23 protein-coding genes are annotated in these 20,259 nt (G+C 53.4%); 5 read left to right on the top strand and 18 right to left on the bottom strand.

Annotated elements, in window-relative coordinates; genetic code table 11:
- Positions 1-189: 189 nt before the first annotated feature.
- From DZC51_RS04285 to DZC51_RS04240, 10 genes are all read right to left on the bottom strand, one after another.
- Complete coding sequence (locus DZC51_RS04285) at positions 190-747, bottom strand: sulfurtransferase TusA family protein (RefSeq protein WP_157294140.1); 558 nt, start codon at positions 745-747, stop codon at positions 190-192.
- Positions 748-795: 48 nt separating this feature from the next.
- Positions 796-1,185, bottom strand: coding sequence for a DsrE/DsrF/DrsH-like family protein (locus DZC51_RS04280; protein WP_157294139.1), 390 nt, complete (start codon positions 1,183-1,185; stop codon positions 796-798).
- A 64-nt stretch (positions 1,186-1,249) separates the two neighbouring features.
- On the bottom strand, positions 1,250-2,053 hold the full coding sequence (locus DZC51_RS04275) for a sulfite exporter TauE/SafE family protein (protein ID WP_157294138.1): 804 nt from the start codon (positions 2,051-2,053) through the stop codon (positions 1,250-1,252).
- A complete protein-coding gene (locus tag DZC51_RS04270; RefSeq protein WP_157294137.1) occupies positions 2,050-2,403 on the bottom strand; it encodes a rhodanese-like domain-containing protein in 354 nt (117 codons plus the stop codon). Before DZC51_RS04270 ends, DZC51_RS04275 begins: the two co-directional genes overlap by 4 nt.
- Positions 2,404-2,438: 35 nt before the next feature.
- Positions 2,439-2,699 (bottom strand): metal-sensitive transcriptional regulator, encoded by a 261-nt coding sequence (locus DZC51_RS04265; protein ID WP_157294136.1) that lies wholly within the window; start codon positions 2,697-2,699, stop codon positions 2,439-2,441.
- 44 nt (positions 2,700-2,743) lie between these two features.
- A complete protein-coding gene (locus DZC51_RS04260) occupies positions 2,744-4,147 on the bottom strand; it encodes an MBL fold metallo-hydrolase (protein WP_157294154.1) in 1,404 nt (467 codons plus the stop codon).
- Positions 4,148-4,376: 229 nt separating this feature from the next.
- Positions 4,377-5,231, bottom strand: coding sequence for an MBL fold metallo-hydrolase (locus tag DZC51_RS04255; RefSeq protein ID WP_198304055.1), 855 nt, complete (start codon positions 5,229-5,231; stop codon positions 4,377-4,379).
- 58 nt (positions 5,232-5,289) lie between these two features.
- Complete coding sequence (locus tag DZC51_RS04250; protein ID WP_157294135.1) at positions 5,290-5,565, bottom strand: hypothetical protein; 276 nt, start codon at positions 5,563-5,565, stop codon at positions 5,290-5,292.
- Positions 5,566-5,701: 136 nt separating this feature from the next.
- Positions 5,702-5,950: a hypothetical protein gene (locus DZC51_RS04245; RefSeq protein ID WP_157294134.1), complete on the bottom strand. Its 249-nt coding sequence runs from the start codon at positions 5,948-5,950 to the stop codon at positions 5,702-5,704.
- Positions 5,951-6,255: 305 nt separating this feature from the next.
- On the bottom strand, positions 6,256-6,807 hold the full coding sequence (locus DZC51_RS04240; RefSeq protein ID WP_157294133.1) for a biotin transporter BioY: 552 nt from the start codon (positions 6,805-6,807) through the stop codon (positions 6,256-6,258).
- A 106-nt stretch (positions 6,808-6,913) separates the two neighbouring features.
- Here DZC51_RS04240 and DZC51_RS04235 point away from each other — a divergent pair, with 106 nt between their 5' ends.
- The gene (locus DZC51_RS04235; RefSeq protein ID WP_157294132.1) at positions 6,914-7,243 is read left to right on the top strand and encodes a CHY zinc finger protein; all 330 of its coding nucleotides are present in this window, start codon (positions 6,914-6,916) and stop codon (positions 7,241-7,243) included.
- Between the two features lie 40 nt (positions 7,244-7,283).
- Here the strand turns inward: DZC51_RS04235 and DZC51_RS04230 are convergent, their stop codons facing one another.
- Both DZC51_RS04230 and DZC51_RS04225 read right to left on the bottom strand, forming a co-directional pair.
- Positions 7,284-8,372: an AI-2E family transporter gene (locus DZC51_RS04230; protein ID WP_157294131.1), complete on the bottom strand. Its 1,089-nt coding sequence runs from the start codon at positions 8,370-8,372 to the stop codon at positions 7,284-7,286.
- Between the two features lie 148 nt (positions 8,373-8,520).
- Positions 8,521-9,381, bottom strand: coding sequence for a VOC family protein (locus DZC51_RS04225; RefSeq protein ID WP_157294130.1), 861 nt, complete (start codon positions 9,379-9,381; stop codon positions 8,521-8,523).
- 130 nt (positions 9,382-9,511) lie between these two features.
- Between DZC51_RS04225 and DZC51_RS04220 the strand changes: the two genes are divergently transcribed.
- Both DZC51_RS04220 and DZC51_RS04215 read left to right on the top strand, forming a co-directional pair.
- Positions 9,512-9,862, top strand: coding sequence for a winged helix-turn-helix transcriptional regulator (locus DZC51_RS04220; protein ID WP_157294129.1), 351 nt, complete (start codon positions 9,512-9,514; stop codon positions 9,860-9,862).
- Between the two features lie 219 nt (positions 9,863-10,081).
- Entirely contained in the window at positions 10,082-10,744 is a 663-nt protein-coding gene (locus DZC51_RS04215; RefSeq protein WP_157294128.1) for a GntR family transcriptional regulator, read from the top strand.
- A 53-nt stretch (positions 10,745-10,797) separates the two neighbouring features.
- Here DZC51_RS04215 and brnQ (DZC51_RS04210) read toward each other — a convergent pair whose 3' ends face one another.
- Positions 10,798-12,159, bottom strand: coding sequence for a branched-chain amino acid transport system II carrier protein (gene brnQ, locus DZC51_RS04210; RefSeq protein ID WP_157294127.1), 1,362 nt, complete (start codon positions 12,157-12,159; stop codon positions 10,798-10,800).
- Between the two features lie 221 nt (positions 12,160-12,380).
- Between brnQ (DZC51_RS04210) and DZC51_RS04205 the strand changes: the two genes are divergently transcribed.
- Complete coding sequence (locus DZC51_RS04205) at positions 12,381-12,572, top strand: hypothetical protein (protein ID WP_157294126.1); 192 nt, start codon at positions 12,381-12,383, stop codon at positions 12,570-12,572.
- Positions 12,573-12,669: 97 nt separating this feature from the next.
- On the opposite strand, the gene brnQ (DZC51_RS04200) is transcribed toward DZC51_RS04205, so the two are convergent.
- From brnQ (DZC51_RS04200) to DZC51_RS04180, 5 genes are all read right to left on the bottom strand, one after another.
- The gene (brnQ, locus tag DZC51_RS04200; RefSeq protein WP_157294125.1) at positions 12,670-14,019 is read right to left on the bottom strand and encodes a branched-chain amino acid transport system II carrier protein; all 1,350 of its coding nucleotides are present in this window, start codon (positions 14,017-14,019) and stop codon (positions 12,670-12,672) included.
- A gap of 205 nt (positions 14,020-14,224) precedes the next feature.
- Positions 14,225-15,148, bottom strand: coding sequence for a twin-arginine translocase subunit TatC (tatC, locus tag DZC51_RS04195; protein ID WP_157294124.1), 924 nt, complete (start codon positions 15,146-15,148; stop codon positions 14,225-14,227).
- 100 nt (positions 15,149-15,248) lie between these two features.
- Complete coding sequence (tatA, locus tag DZC51_RS04190; protein WP_063183093.1) at positions 15,249-15,458, bottom strand: twin-arginine translocase TatA/TatE family subunit; 210 nt, start codon at positions 15,456-15,458, stop codon at positions 15,249-15,251.
- Positions 15,459-15,764: 306 nt separating this feature from the next.
- Positions 15,765-17,477, bottom strand: coding sequence for a GMC family oxidoreductase (locus tag DZC51_RS04185; RefSeq protein WP_157294123.1), 1,713 nt, complete (start codon positions 17,475-17,477; stop codon positions 15,765-15,767).
- 16 nt (positions 17,478-17,493) lie between these two features.
- Positions 17,494-18,249 (bottom strand): gluconate 2-dehydrogenase subunit 3 family protein, encoded by a 756-nt coding sequence (locus tag DZC51_RS04180; protein WP_157294122.1) that lies wholly within the window; start codon positions 18,247-18,249, stop codon positions 17,494-17,496.
- Between the two features lie 316 nt (positions 18,250-18,565).
- Between DZC51_RS04180 and DZC51_RS04175 the strand changes: the two genes are divergently transcribed.
- A complete protein-coding gene (locus tag DZC51_RS04175) occupies positions 18,566-20,215 on the top strand; it encodes an SLC13 family permease (protein ID WP_157294121.1) in 1,650 nt (549 codons plus the stop codon).
- The last annotated feature ends 44 nt before the right edge of the window (positions 20,216-20,259 follow it).

Genomic DNA, 20,259 nt, shown 5'->3' with positions numbered 1-20,259 from the left:
ATGTTAGGAGTGAATCATCCTAATGTTAAGTTGACGGATGACGGAAAGCCTATATGCAGCGCATCCCCGCTCATCTATGCCTGATCAAAACGAACCAACACGCCGTTTGCCATCTCCTGTCCCCTAATAATCACCAACAAAAAAGACGGCCAACGGATCCATTCCGTTGCCGTCCCGATGATTTTGTTGTTACTCGACCGGACCGTCCCAGTCACCCATGCCCGGTGCAACACGGATGAGGTTCTTGCGTCCGAGTGTTTCCAGCGTGTCGCACGCCATGCCTGCACGGCCGCCGGAGCGGCACATGATGTAGACATCGCCTTTTGCCGGGATTTCATCCGCGCGCTGTTCGACCTGGCCGAGCGGGATGTTTTTCGCGCCAGGTGCGTGGCCTGCCGCGAACTCGTCCGGCTCACGAACATCAATCAGTGTGACTTGGCCTTTATCAGCAATCTCCAGATATTCTTCGTTCGTAATGGTTTTCAATGGGGTTTCCTCCTTGTCTGATGCTTGTTCCCCGCCTTTGCGGACATAGTGCTTCAGTACGTCGTCTTCTTCGACGAGCTTTAGGTATTCATGGCCCGTGTTCTTTGCCCACATGGGAATGTCCGCAATCGATCCGCGGTCGGTCACCACCACTTCCAGTATTTCTCCGGCCGACAGCTCTTCAATCGCTTTTTTCGTCCGGACGACCGGCATCGGGCATGCGAACCCTTTTGCGTCCAATGTCTTCGTCACGTTTTTCATTATTGCATTCCCTCCTGAGCATCGGCTCAATCTTTTTTCATCCCTAAATCAGAACGTCAGTGTGATGTCCGCATCTTTTGCGTAGCCGAGGAACGTCACCGCTCCGCCCACTTCGGTGCCATCCACAAAGTCTTCTTTCTTGAGGCCCATGACGTCCATCGTCATCTGGCAGGCGATGAATTTGACGCCGAGTTCCTGTGCCACGCCGACGAGTTCTTCGATCGACGGGACATTCGCGTTCGCGAATCCTTCCGCGAAATGCTCCTTGCCTTCCGGCATCGGAAGCTGCTTCAGGCCTTCCTTGTGGATCAGGTTCAGCCCTTCGAATGTGAAGAAGATCTCGACTTCCCCGTCCGTTGCCGCTGCCGCGGTTGCGATATTGAATACTTTGTAGGCGTCAAACATGCCGCCGTTTGCTGCGATGATGGCTACTTTCATTTGTGAGTTCCTCCTAATATACAGTTACCCGTATGGGTATATATCCATTCAAAAAAATATCAGATTACAGCATCTGCATGAACAGGTCGCGCCAGATATTGATAGCGGTCGCCGCAATCAGAATTGCCAGGATCCACTTGAGGACCTTGGTATTCATTTTCTGGCCTGCCTTTGCACCGAGTGGCGCAGCAATGAGACTTGCCACGATCATGATGACCGCGGGCCAAAGCAAAACCTGTCCGGTTAACACCTTGCCGGCAGTCGAGCCGATCGATGAGATGAACGTGATTGCAAGCGAGGTCGCGATGGTCATCCGTGTCGGGATGTTCAGCACCGTCAGCATAATCGGCACAAGCAGGAATGAACCGGCCGCACCGACGATGCCGGCGCCGATGCCCACGACAAACGCGAGCACTGCCGCCAGCGGAATCGAGAATGAAACGTCTTCCCCCGGCGTGTCCGGCACTTCCTTTTTCGGGATGAACATCATGACGGCGGCAATGGCTGCCAAAACACCGTAGACGACGTTCACCGTCATTTCACTCATACCGGAAGATCCGAATCCTCCGATGAAGCTGCCGGCCAGAATGGCCGCGCCCATGACAATAATCAGCTTTTTGTTCAGATAGCCGCTGCTTCGGTAGGCCCAGACCCCGCCGATTGTCGCGAAGATCACCTGTACCGCGCTGATGCCGGCGACTTCATGGGCCGTGAAGGCCGCAAAGCCGAGCATCGGCGGGATATAGAGGAGCATCGGGTATTTGATGATCGACCCGCCGATTCCGACCATGCCGGAGATGAATGATCCGGCAAACCCGATCGCAAACAGGGTCAGGATGAACGGAAGCGTCAGTTCCGCGCCGCTCACCCGTTATAGGCTCCCATGCCGCCGCGGACATTCACGACGTTCTCAAAGCCGTTTTTCTTGAGAACCCGTGCCGCCTGCCCGCTCCGCATGCCGCTCTGGCAGATCACGACAGTCTCCTTGGACTTGTCGAGAGAATCCGTTTTGGATGGCAAGGTGTTCAGCGGGATGTTTTTGAATTCCTTGATATGGCGGGCTTTATATTCCGCAGGGGTCCGGACATCGACAAACTGCACCGACTTGTCACCGAGCTTGTCCTTCAGCCCTGCCGCGTCAATGGTCCGTACGCCCTTCGCCGGCATCATCCGCCAGGCGAAAAAGGCGACAATGATCAAGATGATGATCCATTCCATTTGATTGACTTCCTTTCGTAGCCCTTCAGCGACGATCAGTTCGATTTTACGAGCAGGTCGATCGCTTCCTGGACCTTTTCGCTTGTTTCCTCACCTGATTCAATACTTTCGCGTACACAGGCTTCAAGGTTCGTACTGACGACCACGCCGACGGTCCGGTCGATGGCACTCTTGACCGCCCGGAGCTGCATGACGACTTCCCGGCAGTCCCGGCCTTCCTCCATCATCTGGAGGACACCCTTGACCTGCCCCTCCACGCGCCTCATCCGGTTTTTGACTTTCTGATCATATTCCATCTTCTGTTCTCCTTTCCGGACCGTCCAGCCCGGGCGGTCGGGTTTTACTTCACTGTATCATAACCTTTTCTTTCATACTCGCCGAATCCGCCTGCCATGTGGGAGACTTGATCGAATCCGCGTGCCTTCAGGATACTGGACGCGATCGCGGAGCGCGCGCCGCTCTGGCAGTGGACAAGGAGTTCCTTGTCCCGAGGCAGTTCCTCATCCCAGAGATGTCCGAGGAAGTGATGGGTGGCTTCGGGCATATGTCCGCCCTCCCATTCGGAATCATTCCGGACGTCCAGGACATACGTATTCCCGTCTTTCTTCGCTTCCGTGAACTCTTCAACGGTCAGTGTTTCGTACGAATCCGTCTCAGCTCCAGAAACTGCAGTTTCCGGACGGACAAATGCGACGACCCGGTCCAGGTGGATCGATTCAAGCGCTTTACGGATTTCCTTTTCCTTGCCTTCTTTGGCAATGACGAGGAGATCCTGGTCGTATCCGATCAGCCAGCCCGCCCAGTTCGTGAAGGATTTATTGAACGGGATATTGATGGAGCCTTTGACGAGCGCTTTTTCCGCATCTTTCGCCGGGCGTGTATCCAGCACGAGTGCGCCATCCTGTTCGCGCAGCCGGTTGAATTCAACCATGTCTCCGACCACTTTGATGTCTTCACGGTTCAGGAGCGCGGGGCCTTCCTTGTTCACTTTCTTCATCATCGCAAAGTACTTCGGTGCTTCCGGCTGGCCCTCCAGCAATTGCTTTACAAATTCATCTCGGTCGTTTTCCTTCATCGCCCAGTTGAACTGCTTTTCGTAGCCGACTGTCGTGAGGGGAACCGCACCAAGCGACTTGCCGCATGCGGAACCCGCACCATGGCCAGGCCAGACGATCATATGGTCAGGGAGCTTTTTGAACTTCTGGACCGAGTCGAACATCTGGACCGCGCCTTTTTCCGCGGTATCAGCTATGCCCGCAGCCTTTTCGAGAAGGTCCGGACGGCCGATGTCTCCGACAAAGACGAAGTCACCCGTGAAGATGCCCATCGGTTCTGTCGCACCGCCTCCGCGGTCGGTCAGAACGTAAGACACGCTTTCCGGCGTATGGCCCGGTGTGTGCATCACTTTAAAGTCGATGTTTCCGATCGAGAACGTATCTCCGTCTTTCAGAAGAACGGCATCCAGTCCGTCTGTATATTGGTACGTCCAGTCTTCTCCGCCTTCACCCGGCAAATACAGTTTGGCGCCAAGGTCCTCGGCCAGCTGGCGGGCACCGGAAGTGAAGTCGGCATGGATATGGGTTTCCGCGGCAGCCGTGATGTTGAGGCCTTCTTTTTTGGCGCGCTCAATGATGGCCTCCGAATGGCGGGGCGGATCAATGACAATCGCTTCACCCGTGCGCTGGCAGCCTACAAGATAGGCGTATTGAGCGAGGCGGTCATCAAAAAATGATTGGAAAAACATGTTCCGCTTCATTCCTTTCGCTTTCTAATTACCCGTTGGGGTATTTGTAATATACCACCGGGGGTATAATCTCGTCAACAGGTAAGATTGCCTGAACCCATCTTCAGGCTTGTCCGGTCCCGCCACAGTGTATCGAAAGCGAAGCAAATGATTCGGATTTTCTTGCTTTACCATACCCGCATGAACAAAAAATAAAAGCCCGCCGGATACCCGGCGGGGTAGATTGCGATCATTTTTCGCCGTCCACATACTTTCCGTGATCCGGGACGGCCTTTTCCTTGAAATGCTCTGCGAGTGCAGCCAGTTCATTCTGAAGGTATTCTCCCGTTGCCGGAACTCCATGGCCGGTGAGTGCGGCCTGCGGCTGCAGTTGGGCAAGTGTCTTGACGGACTGCTCGGCCGCTTCCCAGTCAGGGGTCAGATAAACCGGCGGACCACTGACCTCGAGCTCCTGGGTCATGACTTTATACAGGGAGTCCTGCCTGACCGTGACGAATGCATCACCTGCAATAAGCGAGCCGTCGGACTCCCGGAACAGAGAAACGTGGCCTTCGGTGTGTCCCGGCGTATGGATCCAACGCCATCCGTTCATATGCGGCACCGTGCCGTCGGAAGGCAACTCATATGCCTTCGCGCCGATATCAATCGCCTCATGCGGGAACATACTGGACAATTTTGCGACCATGCCGCCTTCTACTGTCATATCCGGGTCCGGGTAATCCCGTTTGCCCGTAATGTACGGAATCTCAAGCGGATGAGCATAGACCGGGACGTCCCAATTCTCCAGCAGATCAATCAATCCGCCGATATGGTCGAAATGCGCATGCGTCAGGATGATCGCCTTTGGCGGATTGTTGTCACCAAAACGGGCTGCTGCGGCCTCCATGATCTTGCCGCCGGACTTTGGCATGCCCGCGTCAATCAGTACCCATTCATTCCCGACACCCGGCTTTCCGAAGAAAATGACATTCACAACTTGGTTCGTATAGCTGTACAGGTCTTCCCCGACCGGGATGCCATCTCCGCTGTTCACAGACGTCATTGGCTGAAACCGCTCGGTTGACGAACTTCTCTCCATATCCATCAGTGATCCCTCCTGCGATGAAATCACCTTATTCATTCCCGTTATCAGGAGAACTAATCTAGTGGGAACGGTATGCCCCGATGGAAAGCTTCGTCGAAACGTAGAAAGAAACCGCCGCGGCTCCGTACAGCACGCCCATGAATATCCCCGCCGGCAGGTCTCCTCTGTGACTGACAAACACCGAGATGATCAGACCGATCAGCGTGGCAACTGACGGCACGAAAGCGGGCGGAATCGAAAATACTTTCTTCAGTATCTGTGTAGCTATGAGCACCAGCGGGACGGCAATAAACACATCCCAGACATTTGTGCTGATCTCCGGAAACTCCGTCATATGCCGGATTCCTCCCTGAAACTGCATTTTGTTTCATTATGGGAGAATGCCCCGCCGCTTAGACACCGAAGACGGCAGCTTCAGTAATTGGCAAAAATAAAAAAGGACTTATATAAGCCCTTTTGTATGCCCGGTATCAACCCAACAGCATAGTGAACACATAGCTGCCAAAGCCGACAAGAGATATCATCATGCCAAGTGCCAGTTCCTTGCTGGACCACTTCTCACCCGCGTCCGCTTCTTCCACCCATTTTACCGCGTCCGTCTCTACCCCGAAGTTGTCCAACTGCTCAATTTGCTTCATCATTTTCCTTCCACGTTCCTCAAGCGCAAATGTGAACATCAGAATCGGCACGAGCAAAATGGACATCCCGATCAATTGCATGTATTTAACTCTCCTCATTCAAAAAGTGTTTGTCATCACAATTAATTGTTCCTTCCAGCGGTCTATTCTATACCAACATCTCCTGAAACAGTTGTTTTTTGCTCATGAAATTTCTTTATTAAAAACACAAAAGAACTCCCATGAGTGTCCAGGGAAGTTCTCTTTTGGCATTCTCCAGGCGGATGACCCACGCCAAATTTAATTAAAGGATTTTCTTCACACAATCTTTCCAGAATCAAAAAACTGCAGATCAGGAGACAGTGAGAGTCCTCCTTTTTCTGCAGTCAGGTTGATCCAATCAGGAATTATGTCACAGCCGGCAGCAGCCGGGCAGAGGCCAGACGGTTCCGGACCATGACACCGAGAATAGCCGCTGCCACGGCCTTGATGCTGTCAAGGATGATAAACGGCAGCATGCCGCCGGCAAATGCACCTGTCCAGGACAGGCTGCCCATGAACTTCAGCCACACGGTGCCGATCACGAGAATCACCAATGCCCCGATGATGTTTGCCGCAACCACAGCAGGCGTTCGGAAACCGCCCTTCTCAGAAACCCACCCGATAATGAATGCCGCTGGTATATAGCTCAGGATATAGCCGCCGGTCGGCCCCATCAAAATGCCGAGACCCGATTTCATCCCCGCGAACACCGGGACGCCGATTGCGCCGATCAATACGTAGAGTGCAGCCGCAAGTGTTCCGTAGCGTTTGCCGAGAATCGTTGCGGCCAGCGCAAGCGCCAAAGTCTGTGCAGTGAATGGCACCGGCGGTATCGGGATGATGATTTGCGCCCCGATCCCCATGATTGCCGCAAACAAAGCGGCCATGATCATCATTTTCAGTCGTTCGTTCCCCATCTGTTCCATCCCCCATTTGGTTAACTCATTTCTTCTTTAGTTGACTGAATCTATCATATATAATGGGAAGACGTTCAGTCAACCTGTTTTGGAGGAGGGGTTAACGTTGAATATTCATGGGCATCACATTCAAGGCGCAGTGATTGACGAAGAGACCCGATGCCGCCATTATCACGGTGAAACCGACCGGATTGCGATCAAGTTTTTCTGCTGCGGAAAGTGGTTTCCCTGCCATGCCTGCCATGCGGAATCCGGCTGTGGCGGGCATGCAATCTGGCCGGAGGACCGATTTTCCGAGAAAGCCGTCCTCTGCGGTGCCTGCGGACATGAGCTGACGGTGGCAGAATACCTGGACGGAGCCTCTAATTGCCCTTCCTGCGGTGCTGCCTTCAATCCGGGCTGCAAGCTCCACCACCATCTGTATTTTGAAGATTGACATGCAAAAGCCCGCGGATTTGCCGCGGGCTTTCATCTGCCTATTCCTCCGCCACGTCACTCGTCGCAGCTTTCCTGATCTTCGTTCTTTCTTCATAGAAGTTCTTGACGATCGTCTTGCCGACCGCGTATATCGGAACACCAAGGAGCACGCCCACGAACCCGGCAATGTTCCCTGCGGCGAGAATGACCGTAATGACAGTAAGCGGATGGATTTCAAGCGTTTTGCCCATGATGTTTGGTGTAATGAAGTTGCTCTCGACCTGCTGGGCGACAATCATGACGATGCTGACCCCAATCAGGAGCTTCGGATCTTGGATAAGCGCGATGAGAAGCGCCGGGATAACCGAAATCCACGGCCCGATAAACGGAATGAGATTCATGAAGAGACCGAAAATTGCCAAGATCAGCGCATACTCCAGGCCGATGATGAGATAGCCGATAAGCAGCATAATGCCGACACAGAGACTGACGAGCATCTGGCCCTGTACATAGTTCGAAATCGTCCTGTTGACATCTTCCAACGTCTTGATGACGAAGCCTTTCTTCTTCCCCGTGAAAAATTGGGAAACGAACGGGATGAAGCGCTCATGGTCCTTCAGCATGTAGATGAGGAAGAACGGTGCAAGGACAAGCATGAAGATGGTCTGGAAAAAGCCCGTGATAAAGTTGACCATCCCCCCGCCGAGGTTGACGGCGATTTCGTTCACCCGGCTTTGCGCATTGTCGATCGCGTTTTCCATGAACTCCGGAAGTTCATCCCGCCGGTTCAGCCAGTAACTGACGTTCTCCTGGACATCTTCGGTAATCTGCGGAAGATTGTTCGTGAAGGAATTCACCTGTTTCGTGATCATCGGACCGATCATGGCGGAAAGGCCCCAGAACACGCCGACGAGCAGCACGAATACGCTGAGGATACTTGCCCATCTCGGAAAATTGCGCTTCTCGAGATAGCGCTGCACGGGCTCCGTCAGATAAAACAGGAGTCCGCCCACGAGAAGCGGGAGGAAGATTGTCCTCAGAATGATGCCGATCGGTGCGAACAGGCCTTTGATATCAATGAAGAAATGAATGATGAGCAGTGCGAGAAGAATACCGACTCCCGCCTGGAACCAGAGTTTCTTAGTCATAGGAACCCCTTTGCTATATAGCTTTCTACCAATCCTATTCCCAGTATAACCGATTCCATGCACAAATCGCATGCCCCGCCCTATTCTTGCTGAAAATCCCGACATTAGGACTTAAAAAAACCGCCCCTACGAATCGGGGCGGCTCGGTTCAGGCTCCTGCCTGCAGGATAATGCGGTTGCCGGACGGGTCAGCAGTCACGGTATGCCCGCCTTCTTCGCTGACTTCCGCTCCGACCAAATGGAGCTGTTCCACAGCCTTCTGTACGGCATCGCTGTCCGGGAAAACGAGCGTATAGGCTTTGAGTCCGGCGCTGTCATTTTCCTGCGCCGGGATGCCCTGGCCGTTCCAGACGTTCAGCCCGAGATGGTGGTGATAGCGTGCCGTCGACATAAAGAGTGCGCCCGGGTAGTACGTAGCCACTTCAAACCCGAGCCCTTCACGGTAGAACCGCTCTGTTGCGGCAAGGTCCGAAACGTGCAGATGGACGTGTCCCATGACGGTTTCCTCAGGGAGGCCGTTCCATGTCCGTCCCGCTTCCTGCGCGGACTGCACGACGCCTTCCCCATCGAGCGCGACGGTGGCCATGTCGACCTGTCCGTCGTTCCAGTTCCATTCGCCTGCCGGACGGTCACGGTACACTTCGATGCCGTTGCCTTCAGGGTCGTTCAGATAAAGGGCTTCGCTCACATAATGGTCGCTTGCACCCATGCGCACGCCTTTTTGGATAAAGTGAAGAATGGCTGCGCCCAGGTCCTCGCGTGACGGAAGGAGGATCGCGAAGTGATAGAGCCCTGCGCGGTTCGGCCGCTTCGGATGGAGGCCTTCCCGGTTCTCCAGAACGAGAAGCGGCGTCTTGCCGTCGGCCGTCAGTTCAATTCGGCCATCTGACGTGTTCAGCACACGGAAACCGATGATGTCGGTATAAAATTCCTTCATGGCTTCCAGATCAAGTACATTCAGATAAACTGCACCGGTATAGATGGCCGGTGCCTGGTGGAAAGATGTCATTATCGTGGTTCCCCTCTCTTAGTTACGAATTGTAACCATCATATCGGATTCCCTAGGTTATTTCAAGTAACTCAATTACTTTCGCGCTATTAATTCCTGTGATACAATATTTACAAGGAGTGAATGCCCTATGGTACAGCCAGAACTATGTCCCCGTTTTGAACAGGCGGTCGGAATGCTGAGCCGGCGGTGGAATGCGCTGATCATCTTTTCCCTTCTCGGCGAATCACAGCGGTTCTGCACGATGACCGAGTCGATCGGCATCAGCAACCGGCTGCTGTCGGAGAGACTGAAGGAGCTGGAAAAGGACGGCATCGTCGAACGGAACGTCTATCCGGAAACACCAGTCCGCATTGAATATAGTCTGACCGAAAAGGGCCGCGCCCTTGCACCGGTCATGCAAGAAATCCAGAAATGGTCCCAAGAATGGCTGCCTGTTCAGGAAGCCTCCGAAGACGCTCAGGAACCTTCTGTACGCTAAACATCCAACTGAACAGGATGGAAGATCCAGCTGACATCTGCCGTAACCGAGTGACCTGAAAAAGCAGGGAAGCTCCGGCTGATGTCGGCTTTTTCTTATTCGGGCAGGCTTTAGCTGATTGAATACAGGTTTTTGTATACGCGATATATTGTATACCCCTTTTATTGGGTTTCATGTATAATGGATGAAACACAGTTTTCCGATTGGGGGAACAGGGATATGCCACTGCCTACTCAACTGTCCAAGCCGGTTCGCATGACGGCAAAAGAAACCGCATTCAACCAGATTCAGAACTGGATCATCGACGGGACGCTTCGTCCCGGAGAAAAGTTAAACGATATGGAAATCGCCAAAGCACTTGGTGTCAGCCGCACGCCGGTCCGGGAGTCACTCCAGCTGCTCGAGACACAGGGCTTCGTGAAAATGTATCCCGGCAAGGCGACCCAGGTGACGGAAATCGATCCTGAAGCGATCAACGACCTGCTTCCGCCGCTTGCCGTCCTTCAGGCGCTCTCAGCGGAACTCGCAATCCCGCATTTGACTGATGAAATCATCGACCGGCTCATTGAAACGAACGAACGGTTCGGAAATGCGATCCGGGGAGGCGATGAACTGTCCGCCATCCGGATCGACGAAGAATTCCACCAGATTATCATCGAAGCGGCGAGAAACCCGTATATCACCAGCATTGCCGGAAACCTTCAGGCACATGTACGGCGTCAATTCTACCACGATGCCATCGTTCTGCGGGAGCAGTCGTATAAGGAGCACACCGACATTATCCGGGCCATGAAAGACGGGGATGCCGGGAAGGTGAACAGCGTAATGACCAAAAACTGGATTACCGCAATCGAAGAGCTCCGTGCACTAAGAGGCCAATAATGAGGAAATGATAAACCCGCAGGAACGCCGGATCGGCTTCCCTGCGGGTTATTTTATAGATCCGGATTTTTATCGGGGGCCGGCCCGGCCAGCCGGGCGATGATGCCGGTAATGACCAGCGCGGCGACTACCGGGAGCAGCCAGCCCAGTCCTTCCGCGTAAAGCGGCAGGTTGGCTGTGAGAAATTCATCTGCAGGAACAAGCCAGCCAAACTCCGTATCCAGCGATCCCGCAAGTGCCTTCAGTCCGTCAATGATGCCGATGAGCAGAGCCATGGCAGTCGCTGCCACATAGACGAGCCGTGAGTGATGGAACAGCTTTGACGTAAACGTCAGAAGCAGCAGCGAAATCGCGAGCGGGTAAAGCAACATCAGCATTGGAACTGAGAATTTGATGATATTCGAAAGCCCAAAGTTGGCGATCGTGAATGTGAACACCGAAAAGATCCATACAAATGCCTTATAGCTGATGTTCGGCAGCAGTGAATGGAAGTACTCGCCATTTGCCGTGATCAGACCGATGGCCGTTGTCAGGCAGGCCAGAATGATGACCACTGACATGAGAATCGTTCCAAACGAACCGAAAAAGTGCGTGGCTGCACTGCTCAGCACCGGTCCTCCGGTCTCGAACATACCGAAAGTCTGGACGCTTGTTGCTCCGATATAGGCAATTCCGATGTAGAGGACCGCAAGCAGCAGGATGGCAATAAGGCCAGCCCGGAACGTGGCACCGGTGATCGCTGTTTTGGATTTCATGCCCATGGCTTTAACTGCATTGACGACAATGATGGCAAACACCAGCGCTGCAATCGCGTCCATCGTATTGTAGCCTTCCGTAAATCCTTTGGTGAAAGCACCATCTGCATAGGCCTCCGCCGCGGGCTGAATGTCCCCCAACGGTTTGATGACAGCCATGATGATCAGAATGGCAAGGAGGATTACAATCCCGGGTGCGAGGATTTTCCCTACCCGGTCAACGATTTTGGCAGGATTCAAAGAAAGCCAGAGTGTAACTGCAAAAAATACCAATGTGAACAGGAAGAGCGGCGTTCCTCCCGCATCCGTTCCTACATAAGGCGTGATTCCGATTTCATAAGCGACTGTCCCTGTACGGGGAGCCGCAAAAAAAGGCCCGATCGTCAGGTAAAGGATCGATGTGAACAGCACCCCGTAAAGCGGGTGAACACGGCTCGCAAGCTCTTGGAGATGGTTGCTTCCGGAGTAACCGATGGCGATGACACCAAGAAACGGCAGGCCCACCCCTGTAACCAGGAAGCCGATCATCGCCGGCCACAAGTTTTCGCCCGCCTGCTGGCCTAATTGCGCCGGGAAGATCAGGTTACCCGCACCAAAAAACAAAGCGAACAGCATGGAGCCTACTGCAATATAGTTAGATATAGACATTTTTTCCTGCATAAGACAAGATCCTTTCTGTTTGGTCTGTATATTTGCTGCTTTGTCAGATTGTATCGACTTTTGTCGGTTATCAAACCAATGTTTCTCATCCTACTGTATTTTCTGCAAAATGACAACATCCAATGTCTGACTTTTCTTCTGTGTGTGTGTTTTGGACCTGTTTAGCATTTTGTCATGCGGGAATATAACGGACAGACGCACCATATAAGGAGGAAACCAACATGAATCGTAACAAGATGATGATGACTGCCCTCGGATTGGGTGCCGCTTATCTGATGAGAAACAAAGAATCACGCGACAAGTTAAAAGGCCAGTTCAACGACTTTTCCGGAACGGCGAAGAACAACAGCAACAAGCATCAAACTGCCAATAACAATAAAAAAGGCGGCCTGCTGACCAACTTCTTCAGTTGATCGGCAGCCGCCATCCCCGGGGGTTCCGCTCCGGGGTTTTTTATGGAATAAAAAAAATCCGGCGGACAAAACCCGCCGGATGTTCGTTTTGATAGATTTAAGCTTCTGCCGTGCTGGCAGCAGGCCCCATGACCCGTGCGACGACGCCTGTAAGGATCATGACGACGACAACCGGGATCAGCCAGCCAAGGCCATCCGTGTAGAACGGAAGGTAAGCAGTGTAGAAGTCCACAACCGGCTGGAGCCATGCAAACTCCGTGCCGAGCGTGCCCGCCAGTGTCTTCAGGCCATCCACAATGCCGATCGCCAATGCGACAACTGTTGCCGATACATAAACCAGGCGCGAATGGTTGAACAGCTTTGAAGTGAATGCCATCAGAATCAGGGAGATGGCCAGCGGGTAAAGAAGCATGAGAACCGGCACCGAGTAGGTGATGATGTTTGCGAGTCCGAAGTTCGATACCACAAACGTGAACGTTGTAAAGATCGTGACAAATACTTTGTAGCTGATTTTTGGGAACAGCGAGTGGAAATACTCGGCATTCGCAATCATCAGTCCGATTGCCGTTGTCAGGCAAGCCAGCGTGATGATGATGGCAAGAAGTGCCGTACCGAATGCCCCGAAGAAGTGCTCGGCCGAAGTGCTGAGGACTGGACCGCCCGTATCAAACAGGCCGTATTGCTCGACACTTGTCGCACCGATATAGGCGATTCCGACGTAGAGGATGCCGAGAAGTGATGCAGCGACAACTCCCGCCTTGAAGGTCGCATTCATAATCCCCTGTTTTGTCTTCAGTCCCATTGCCTTGACGGCATTGATCACAATGATGGCGAATACGAGCGCTGCAAGGGCATCCATCGTGTTATAGCCTTCCGTGAAGCCCTTGGCAAATGCATTCCCCAAGTACCCTTCAGTCGCCGGCTGAATTGCGCCCATTGGATTCAAGAGGGACGCCGCGATCAGGACCAGCAGGAGGATGACAATGCCGGGTGCCAGGATTTTCCCGACCCGGTCGACAATTTTCGCCGGGTTGAGCGACAGCCACAATGTGATACCGAAGAAGATAGCCGTGAAAAGCAGAAGAGCCAGAGGCCCGCTCGCATATGGAGTGATGCCGACCTCAAATGCGACCGTACCTGTACGGGGTGCTGCAAAGAACGGTCCGATTGTCAGGTAAAGAACGGATGTGAAAATTACTGCATAAACCGGGTGTACCCTGCTTGCAAGATCTTGCAAGTGGCTGCTTCCGGAATAGCCGATGGCGATGACGCCGAGGAACGGCAGGCCAACGCCTGTAATCAGGAATCCGATAATGGCAGGCCAGAAATTATCGCCGGCCAGTTGTCCGAGCTGTGCGGGGAAAATTAGGTTGCCTGCTCCGAAGAATAAAGCAAAAAGCATGACTCCAACAGCGATAAACTTAGAAAACGACAAGTTTTCTTTCATGATGGCAAATTCCTTTCTAACGATGTCTTTTAATATTCGGAAAATTGATTTTGTGGGGATGCTTTATATCCTACTATCGATTCAGGAAGAATGCAATATATTAGTCGAATTTTCTATCAGAATTATTTAACAGGTTCCTTTCTCTCATGAAAAGCTGAAAAAAAGCGGCTCCCCATTGGGAACCGCTCCTTTAAATCGCTGCTATTCATTCTGCCACGACAGCCTGTTCCTGCCTGCGCTCTGCACCCCGGACCAGCCAGATGCTTGCTTCATATAGGATCGCCATCGGAATGAGGACAAGCAGCTGGCTGATAAAATCCGGAGGTGTGATCAGGGCCGAGATGACCGCAATCGCGACATAAGACCATCTGCGGACCTTTTTCATCGTATCTGCCGTCAGCAGGCCGATGGAACCGAGGAAAAGCGCCACAATCGGCAATTCGAACAGCAGGCCGACCGGCATTGTCGTCATGAGCAGGAAACGCATATACTCCTGCGCAGACACCATGATATCGAAATTGGCCGCCCCGAAGCCGAGGAGGAAATCATAGCTCAGGGGGTGGATGATAAAGTACCCAAATGACACGCCCCCGAGAAAGAGCAGCAGCATCACCGGTGAGTATAGACCGATGAACTTTGACTCTTTTTCATTCAGGCCCGGCTTCACGAACTGCCAGATAAAGTGGCAAAGGAACGGAAGAGAGAGCCCCAGGGCAATCGCCGCTGACATGGTCATGTAAAACTTTATGACCTCAAGGGGACCGAGGATAACCAGGTCATGCCCCTTTGTGACATACGGAAACCACAGGTTGATTGTCGAAAAGACCGCAAAGAATACAAGCAGGAAAACACTGATACCCTTGATCAGTGACTTCCTGAGGTCGGAGAGATGGGTGATGTAGTTTTCCCCCTCCCCGTCCGCAGGCCTTTCCTGCGGCGGCTTTTTCGGCGGAGGCGTTCCGGCGCCCTGTTCCTGGGCCGTCTGAACAAGTGTTTCGGCAGTTGCTTCCGTCTCAGCCTCCTCTTCGGATACCTTTTCCCGCTTCTCGATTTCAGCCTTTTTTGCCTCGGCTTTCCGTTTGTCAACCGGGCTTAATGTGGCATTATAATCATTTCCGTACGGATCCATATCGATCACTTCCTGTCTTTGAACGCCTCATGATTCACAGAGAAGCGCCAAAAACGGCAGACCGGGTCCAAGCCGCCGGGCGGCCCGGCCGGTCCTGCCGTCACGCTTCTTTACGCTCTTCCTTCAACTCATCTTTTCTTGGCTTGTCATCGTCGTCGTCCATGATGTCTTTCGCCGACTTCTTGAATTCGGATAGCGTCTTGCCGACGGCTGAACCGACTTCAGGGAGCTTCCTCGGACCGAACAGGATCAGGATGATGACGAGGATGATGATCAGCCCCGGAACACCGATACTTGCGATTCCACCCATGCGGATCGCCTCCTTTTAACTGTAGAATTCCACCCGGAAGGAAAAGGTAAACCTCCCGTTATTCTTGCTTGGACTTATCCGGCTTCTGTCGCCAGGAGCTCGGGGCATAAGTCTTCCCGCTCCGCGAGGCAGGCCTCGCTGCGCAGGATGCCTTATGCCTGTCGCCCCTGAACGGCGCCTTCAGCACTTAGATTATCCGGCTTCTGGCGGCAGCTCCTCGGGTCATAAGCCGTTCCGCTCCGCAAGGCAGGCCTTGCTGCGCAGACCGTCTTATGCCTGTCGGAGCTAGGCAGCCGCCTTCAGCACTTAGACTAGCGAGCCGCCTTCTTTGCTGTATTTGATAATGCCTTCGGCCGCACGGTAGGCAAGAGCACCAACCGTTCCTGTCGGGTTGTAGCCGCCGTTATGGGCGAAGTTGCCCGCACCGACGACGAACAGGTTCTCCATGTCCCAGTGCTGCAACCACGTGTTCACAACGCTGTTTGCCGGGTCGGCCCCCATGACAGTACCGCCCGTGTTGTGCGTGGTCTGGTAAGGCACAATGTCGTAGTCGGTAATCGGTGCTCTGCCCACCGACTGCTTGGCACCCATTTTTTCAATGATTTCAGTCGCTTTCTCGGAAATGTACTTGTGGAGTGCCTTGTCCTGGTCAGTGAAGTTATACGTCAGCTGCAGAAGCGGAACGCCGTAGGCATCTTTGTACGTCGGATCGAGAGTCAGGTAATTGTCACGGTGAGGCATCGAGGCACCCTGGGCACCGATGCTGAGGCTTCTCGTGTAGTTTTCAATCGATGCCTTCTTGAATTCGGCTCCCCATGCAGGCGTATCAGGAGGAACCGGGTTGGTTGCAATCGGTCGCGCGCCTGTCTGGGTGATCGATAGGCTGCCGCCGTGAATAAAGTCTAGGTCCCCGTGGTCGAAGTTGTCTCCATTAAAGTCATCGATTGTCATGCCGAGCGAGCCGGCTCCCATGAACGTGTTAAACTGCTCGTCGAAGAAGCCCGTCGCTCCGGGAAGGATCTGGTAGCAGTAATTCTTGCCGAGCGTGCCACGACCTGTTTCGGGATCATACCTTTCACCGATATCGGATACCATGAGGAGTTTGGCATTGTTCATGACATAACTGTTGAGCACGACAACTTCCGCCGGCTGGATGTATTCCTCTCCGGACATCCAGTTGATGTAACGGACACCCGTTGCCTTGCCGCCTTCGTGGAGAATTTCCACTACATTCGAGTGAAAACGGACTTCATAGTTTCCGGTCTCTCTGGCAGCCGGAATGACCGTGATCTCTGGGGAAGTCTTCGCCCCGTATTCACAGCCGAAACGCTCGCAGAACCCGCAGTACATGCAGGCATTGATTGTCTGGCCATCAGGGTTCGTATAGGCTTCCGACAAGTTGGCCGAAGGAAGCATGAACGGCGAATAGCCAAGATCGCTTGTCGCCTTCTCGAACTTTTCCAGAATTGGAGTCTTTTTCATCGGCCCCGTGGGGTATGGGTTGGACCGTTTTCCGGCGAATGGGTTTTTATCATCACCGGAAATTCCCGCGGTGTATTCAAATTTATCAAAGTATGGCTCCAGTTCGTCGTATGTAATTCCCCAGTCCTGGAGCTGGTATTCCGGGCCAAGCTTGTCCTTGCCGTACTTTTTCTCGGTTATCGTCTTGATCTCGAAGTCATATGGAAGGAACCTCCACGTGTGGCCGTTCCAGTGAGTTCCGGAACCGCCCAGTCCCTCACCCAGCAAAAACGAGCCCATCGTCCGCATTGGAAGCGCACGTTGGTCGCGACGGTTGCGGAAAGTGACCGTTTCCTTTGAAAGGTCCTGCATGAGTTCGTATCTGAAGGCGTACCTATATTCATCGTGGACGCGCAGAAAATCCTCTGTTCCCCGCTCGCGGCCCCTTTCAATACTTACGACTTTCAGACCCGCTTTTGCCGCCTCCGCGGCCACGATGCCGCCAGTCCAGCCGGCTCCCACTGTCACGACATCTACTTTATCCAATGTTTTCGCCATTTATTTCCCTCCTCAATCAGTGGTGTCCGCCAAGGGACTGCGGATCGATTTCCACGAATTCCTTGCTGTCGATCTTGTCGATGTACGAAGCCTGGTGGCCCGGGAAGTTTTTCATCTTCCAACCTTCCATGCCGACATTGCCGCCATACATCGGATCGGAGTATGCGCCTTCCAGCACGGCTGAACGAAGAAGCCGGAAGAAGAAGCCCGCAGTGACGCCTTCCATCTCAACCTCGTCTTTCTGGAAGGCGGTGATGATTTCGTCCATCTGATCGCCCTCGAGGTCAGTAAAGTCCTTGTCGAACCGGCTCTTTGCTTCCTGCTCCATCTTTTTAATGCCTTGGAGAAAAATCTCCTTACGCCGGAGACGGCTCTGATAACCCTGAGTCACCTCACCACCGTAAAACGGCCCCTGCATATATTCTTTTTCATTGTTGCCATATGCGCCGGCCAGCTGATGGTCGATAAAGTAGGGGACTCCAAGCTTGATCGCACCCGGTCCAAGATCATCCTCAGGGAAGATCCGCTCTGTCGCCTCGGAGAGGACATTGAAGTCATGGTCGTTCGTGAAGAACATCCGGCCGCCCGGTGAACCTGCCGATTGGTCGGCCCTGCCCCCGCTCCGTTCCCCATCTTTGGTCGCGTTGCCGCCGTCCTTAGCGTTGTATCCGATAAGACCGCCGATGACGCCGCCTCCGACCAGAGCACCGGTCGCCACGCCTGCCGTCTTGAGAAAATCGCGACGGGAGACGTCTTTCTTTTCATCCGCCATGTCTGTTCCTCCTTTGTGGGTTCTCTGAATATGAGAAATCTACAACGAGCATGCCCTCCCGGTTATCCGTTTTATACCGGTACTGCATGCTTTTCACCCATATTCTTCTACATGACCATTCCCTCCCCCCCCGCCCCCTAAACCAACAGATGACACAAACATGCCATTAGGTCTTGTTAGCTATTAAGCAAATGGGTCAATTATTATAAAAGTCAGGTCACTACTAAAAGTCTGATTGTTTTCTGTGATGCAACAAACGTATAATAATTACGACTGTTAAGTTACAGCAGACTATCTATTTAAGGGGGTCTTACATATGTTCCAAAACACCTGGTCCCGCATGTGGGATTGGCACGATGAAGCCAAACGCCTTTTTACCTTCTTTATCCGGCCCAATCAGGTCATGATGAACGCCGAAGGTTCGGGGGCACCGTTCGGCTATACCGAAAAAGATCCGGAAAACAAGCGGAACGAGCGGAGCTACACCACCGCACAGATGATCGGCCTCATTGCAGGACCGCTTCTCTTCTTCCTGATCCTGCTTTTCTTTAATCCCGAGGGGCTCTCGCCAGAAGCTCGCGCCATCTTGGCGGGGACCGTCTGGATGGCCGCCTGGTGGATCACCGAAGCGGTTCCGATTCCGGTGACATCACTCCTGCCGCTTGTCCTCTTCCCGCTGGCGGGCGGGCTGGATGTAAAGGCAACCGCATCCGCGTATGGAGATGAAAACATCTTCCTCTTTATGGGCGGCTTCATGATCGCGCTCGCAATGGAAAAGTGGAACCTTCACCGGCGCATCGCGCTCACGATCATCTCGGCGATCGGCACGAACATGAACAAAATCATCCTCGGCTTCATGGTCGCGACCGGTTTCCTGTCGATGTGGATCTCCAACACCGCGACTGCCATGATGATGGTGCCGATCGGACTTGCCATCACGTATCAGGTCGCAGACGCGCTCAAGGATGACAAGTCTGTCGATACATCCAAGGAGAACTTCGGCTTCGGCAAGGCACTTATGCTGGGAATCGCCTACTCCGCTTCAGTCGGCGGGATCGCGACACTCATCGGTACACCGCCGAACACAGCACTTGCCGCGGCCATGGAAAAGATGTACGGTATCGAAATTTCGTTTGGCCAGTGGATGCTCTTCGGAACACCGTTCGCGTGGCTGTTCATTATCCTGATCTGGCTATACCTTGTGAAAATCGCCTTCCCTCAGAAGATCAAAGAATTGCCCGGCGGACGCGGGATGATCCATGCCGAGAAAGAAAAACTCGGCAGTGCCTCAACCGAGGAGAAACTGGTTTTCACAGTGTTCATCCTCGCCGCGCTGTCCTGGATCACACGCTCATTCTTCCTGCAGAATTTCCTGCCGGGAATCAGCGACGGTGTCATCGCGATGTTCTTCGCAATTGCCCTGTTCGTCATCCCTGCGGTGAACGTGAAAGGTGACCGGCTGCTCGACTGGGAGACAGCGGCCAAACTTCCTTGGGGCATCCTGCTTCTCTTCGGGGGCGGACTTGCAATTGCAGCCGGCTTCGTCGGCTCCGGACTGTCCGAGTGGATCGGAAGCCAATTGACGGCACTGCAGAATGTGCCGCTCATCGTCGTCATCATCGTCGTCACGGCACTCGTCATTTTCCTGACGGAGATCACATCCAATACGGCGACGGCCGCGATGATGTACCCGATCATGGGCGCTCTCGCCATCGCCCTCGGCGTCCATCCGTTCGCTCTCATGGTCGCTGCCGGCGTTGCTGCCTCCTGCGCATTCATGCTGCCGGTCGCGACGCCGCCGAACGCGGTTGTGTTCGGTTCCGGTTATCTCAGGATCCCTGATATGGCGAAGGCGGGACTCGCTCTCAACATCATGGGCATCATCCTTGTGCCGCTGTTTATCTGGTTCCTGTTGCCGGCCGTGTTCGGCATTGACCTGAACACGCTGCCGGAGTTCCTCAAATAAGAAATGAAAAAGCCATGCACCTGTTTTTTAGGGTGCATGGCTTT

The organism is Bhargavaea sp. CC-171006, assembly GCF_009761675.1.
Lineage (GTDB): Bacteria > Bacillota > Bacilli > Bacillales_A > Planococcaceae > Bhargavaea > Bhargavaea changchunensis.
The sequence above is the reverse complement of the archived record's forward strand: the minus strand, read 5'-3'. Positions and strand labels throughout refer to the sequence as shown.

Excerpts from the sequence above, each read along its gene's own strand:
- DZC51_RS04240 (WP_157294133.1), bottom strand. The coding sequence starts at position 6,807 with ATGGGGAACGAACGACTGAAAATGATGATCATGGCCGCTTTGTTTGCG.
- DZC51_RS04255 (WP_198304055.1), bottom strand. The coding sequence starts at position 5,231 with ATGGATATGGAGAGAAGTTCGTCAACCGAGCGGTTTCAGCCAATGACG.
- DZC51_RS04280 (WP_157294139.1), bottom strand. The coding sequence starts at position 1,185 with ATGAAAGTAGCCATCATCGCAGCAAACGGCGGCATGTTTGACGCCTAC.
- tatC (WP_157294124.1), bottom strand. The coding sequence starts at position 15,148 with ATGGATCCGTACGGAAATGATTATAATGCCACATTAAGCCCGGTTGAC.
- DZC51_RS04265 (WP_157294136.1), bottom strand. The coding sequence starts at position 2,699 with ATGGAATATGATCAGAAAGTCAAAAACCGGATGAGGCGCGTGGAGGGG.
- DZC51_RS04270 (WP_157294137.1), bottom strand. The coding sequence starts at position 2,403 with ATGGAATGGATCATCATCTTGATCATTGTCGCCTTTTTCGCCTGGCGG.
- DZC51_RS04285 (WP_157294140.1), bottom strand. The coding sequence starts at position 747 with ATGAAAAACGTGACGAAGACATTGGACGCAAAAGGGTTCGCATGCCCG.
- DZC51_RS04185 (WP_157294123.1), bottom strand. The coding sequence starts at position 17,477 with ATGGCGAAAACATTGGATAAAGTAGATGTCGTGACAGTGGGAGCCGGC.
- tatA (WP_063183093.1), bottom strand. The coding sequence starts at position 15,458 with ATGGGTGGAATCGCAAGTATCGGTGTTCCGGGGCTGATCATCATCCTC.
- DZC51_RS04215 (WP_157294128.1), top strand. The coding sequence starts at position 10,082 with ATGCCACTGCCTACTCAACTGTCCAAGCCGGTTCGCATGACGGCAAAA.
- brnQ (WP_157294125.1), bottom strand. The coding sequence starts at position 14,019 with ATGAAAGAAAACTTGTCGTTTTCTAAGTTTATCGCTGTTGGAGTCATG.
- DZC51_RS04180 (WP_157294122.1), bottom strand. The coding sequence starts at position 18,249 with ATGGCGGATGAAAAGAAAGACGTCTCCCGTCGCGATTTTCTCAAGACG.
- DZC51_RS04225 (WP_157294130.1), bottom strand. The coding sequence starts at position 9,381 with ATGACATCTTTCCACCAGGCACCGGCCATCTATACCGGTGCAGTTTAT.
- DZC51_RS04175 (WP_157294121.1), top strand. The coding sequence starts at position 18,566 with ATGTTCCAAAACACCTGGTCCCGCATGTGGGATTGGCACGATGAAGCC.
- DZC51_RS04205 (WP_157294126.1), top strand. The coding sequence starts at position 12,381 with ATGAATCGTAACAAGATGATGATGACTGCCCTCGGATTGGGTGCCGCT.
- DZC51_RS04260 (WP_157294154.1), bottom strand. The coding sequence starts at position 4,147 with ATGTTTTTCCAATCATTTTTTGATGACCGCCTCGCTCAATACGCCTAT.
- brnQ (WP_157294127.1), bottom strand. The coding sequence starts at position 12,159 with ATGCAGGAAAAAATGTCTATATCTAACTATATTGCAGTAGGCTCCATG.
- DZC51_RS04250 (WP_157294135.1), bottom strand. The coding sequence starts at position 5,565 with ATGACGGAGTTTCCGGAGATCAGCACAAATGTCTGGGATGTGTTTATT.
- DZC51_RS04220 (WP_157294129.1), top strand. The coding sequence starts at position 9,512 with ATGGTACAGCCAGAACTATGTCCCCGTTTTGAACAGGCGGTCGGAATG.
- DZC51_RS04245 (WP_157294134.1), bottom strand. The coding sequence starts at position 5,950 with ATGCAATTGATCGGGATGTCCATTTTGCTCGTGCCGATTCTGATGTTC.
- DZC51_RS04230 (WP_157294131.1), bottom strand. The coding sequence starts at position 8,372 with ATGACTAAGAAACTCTGGTTCCAGGCGGGAGTCGGTATTCTTCTCGCA.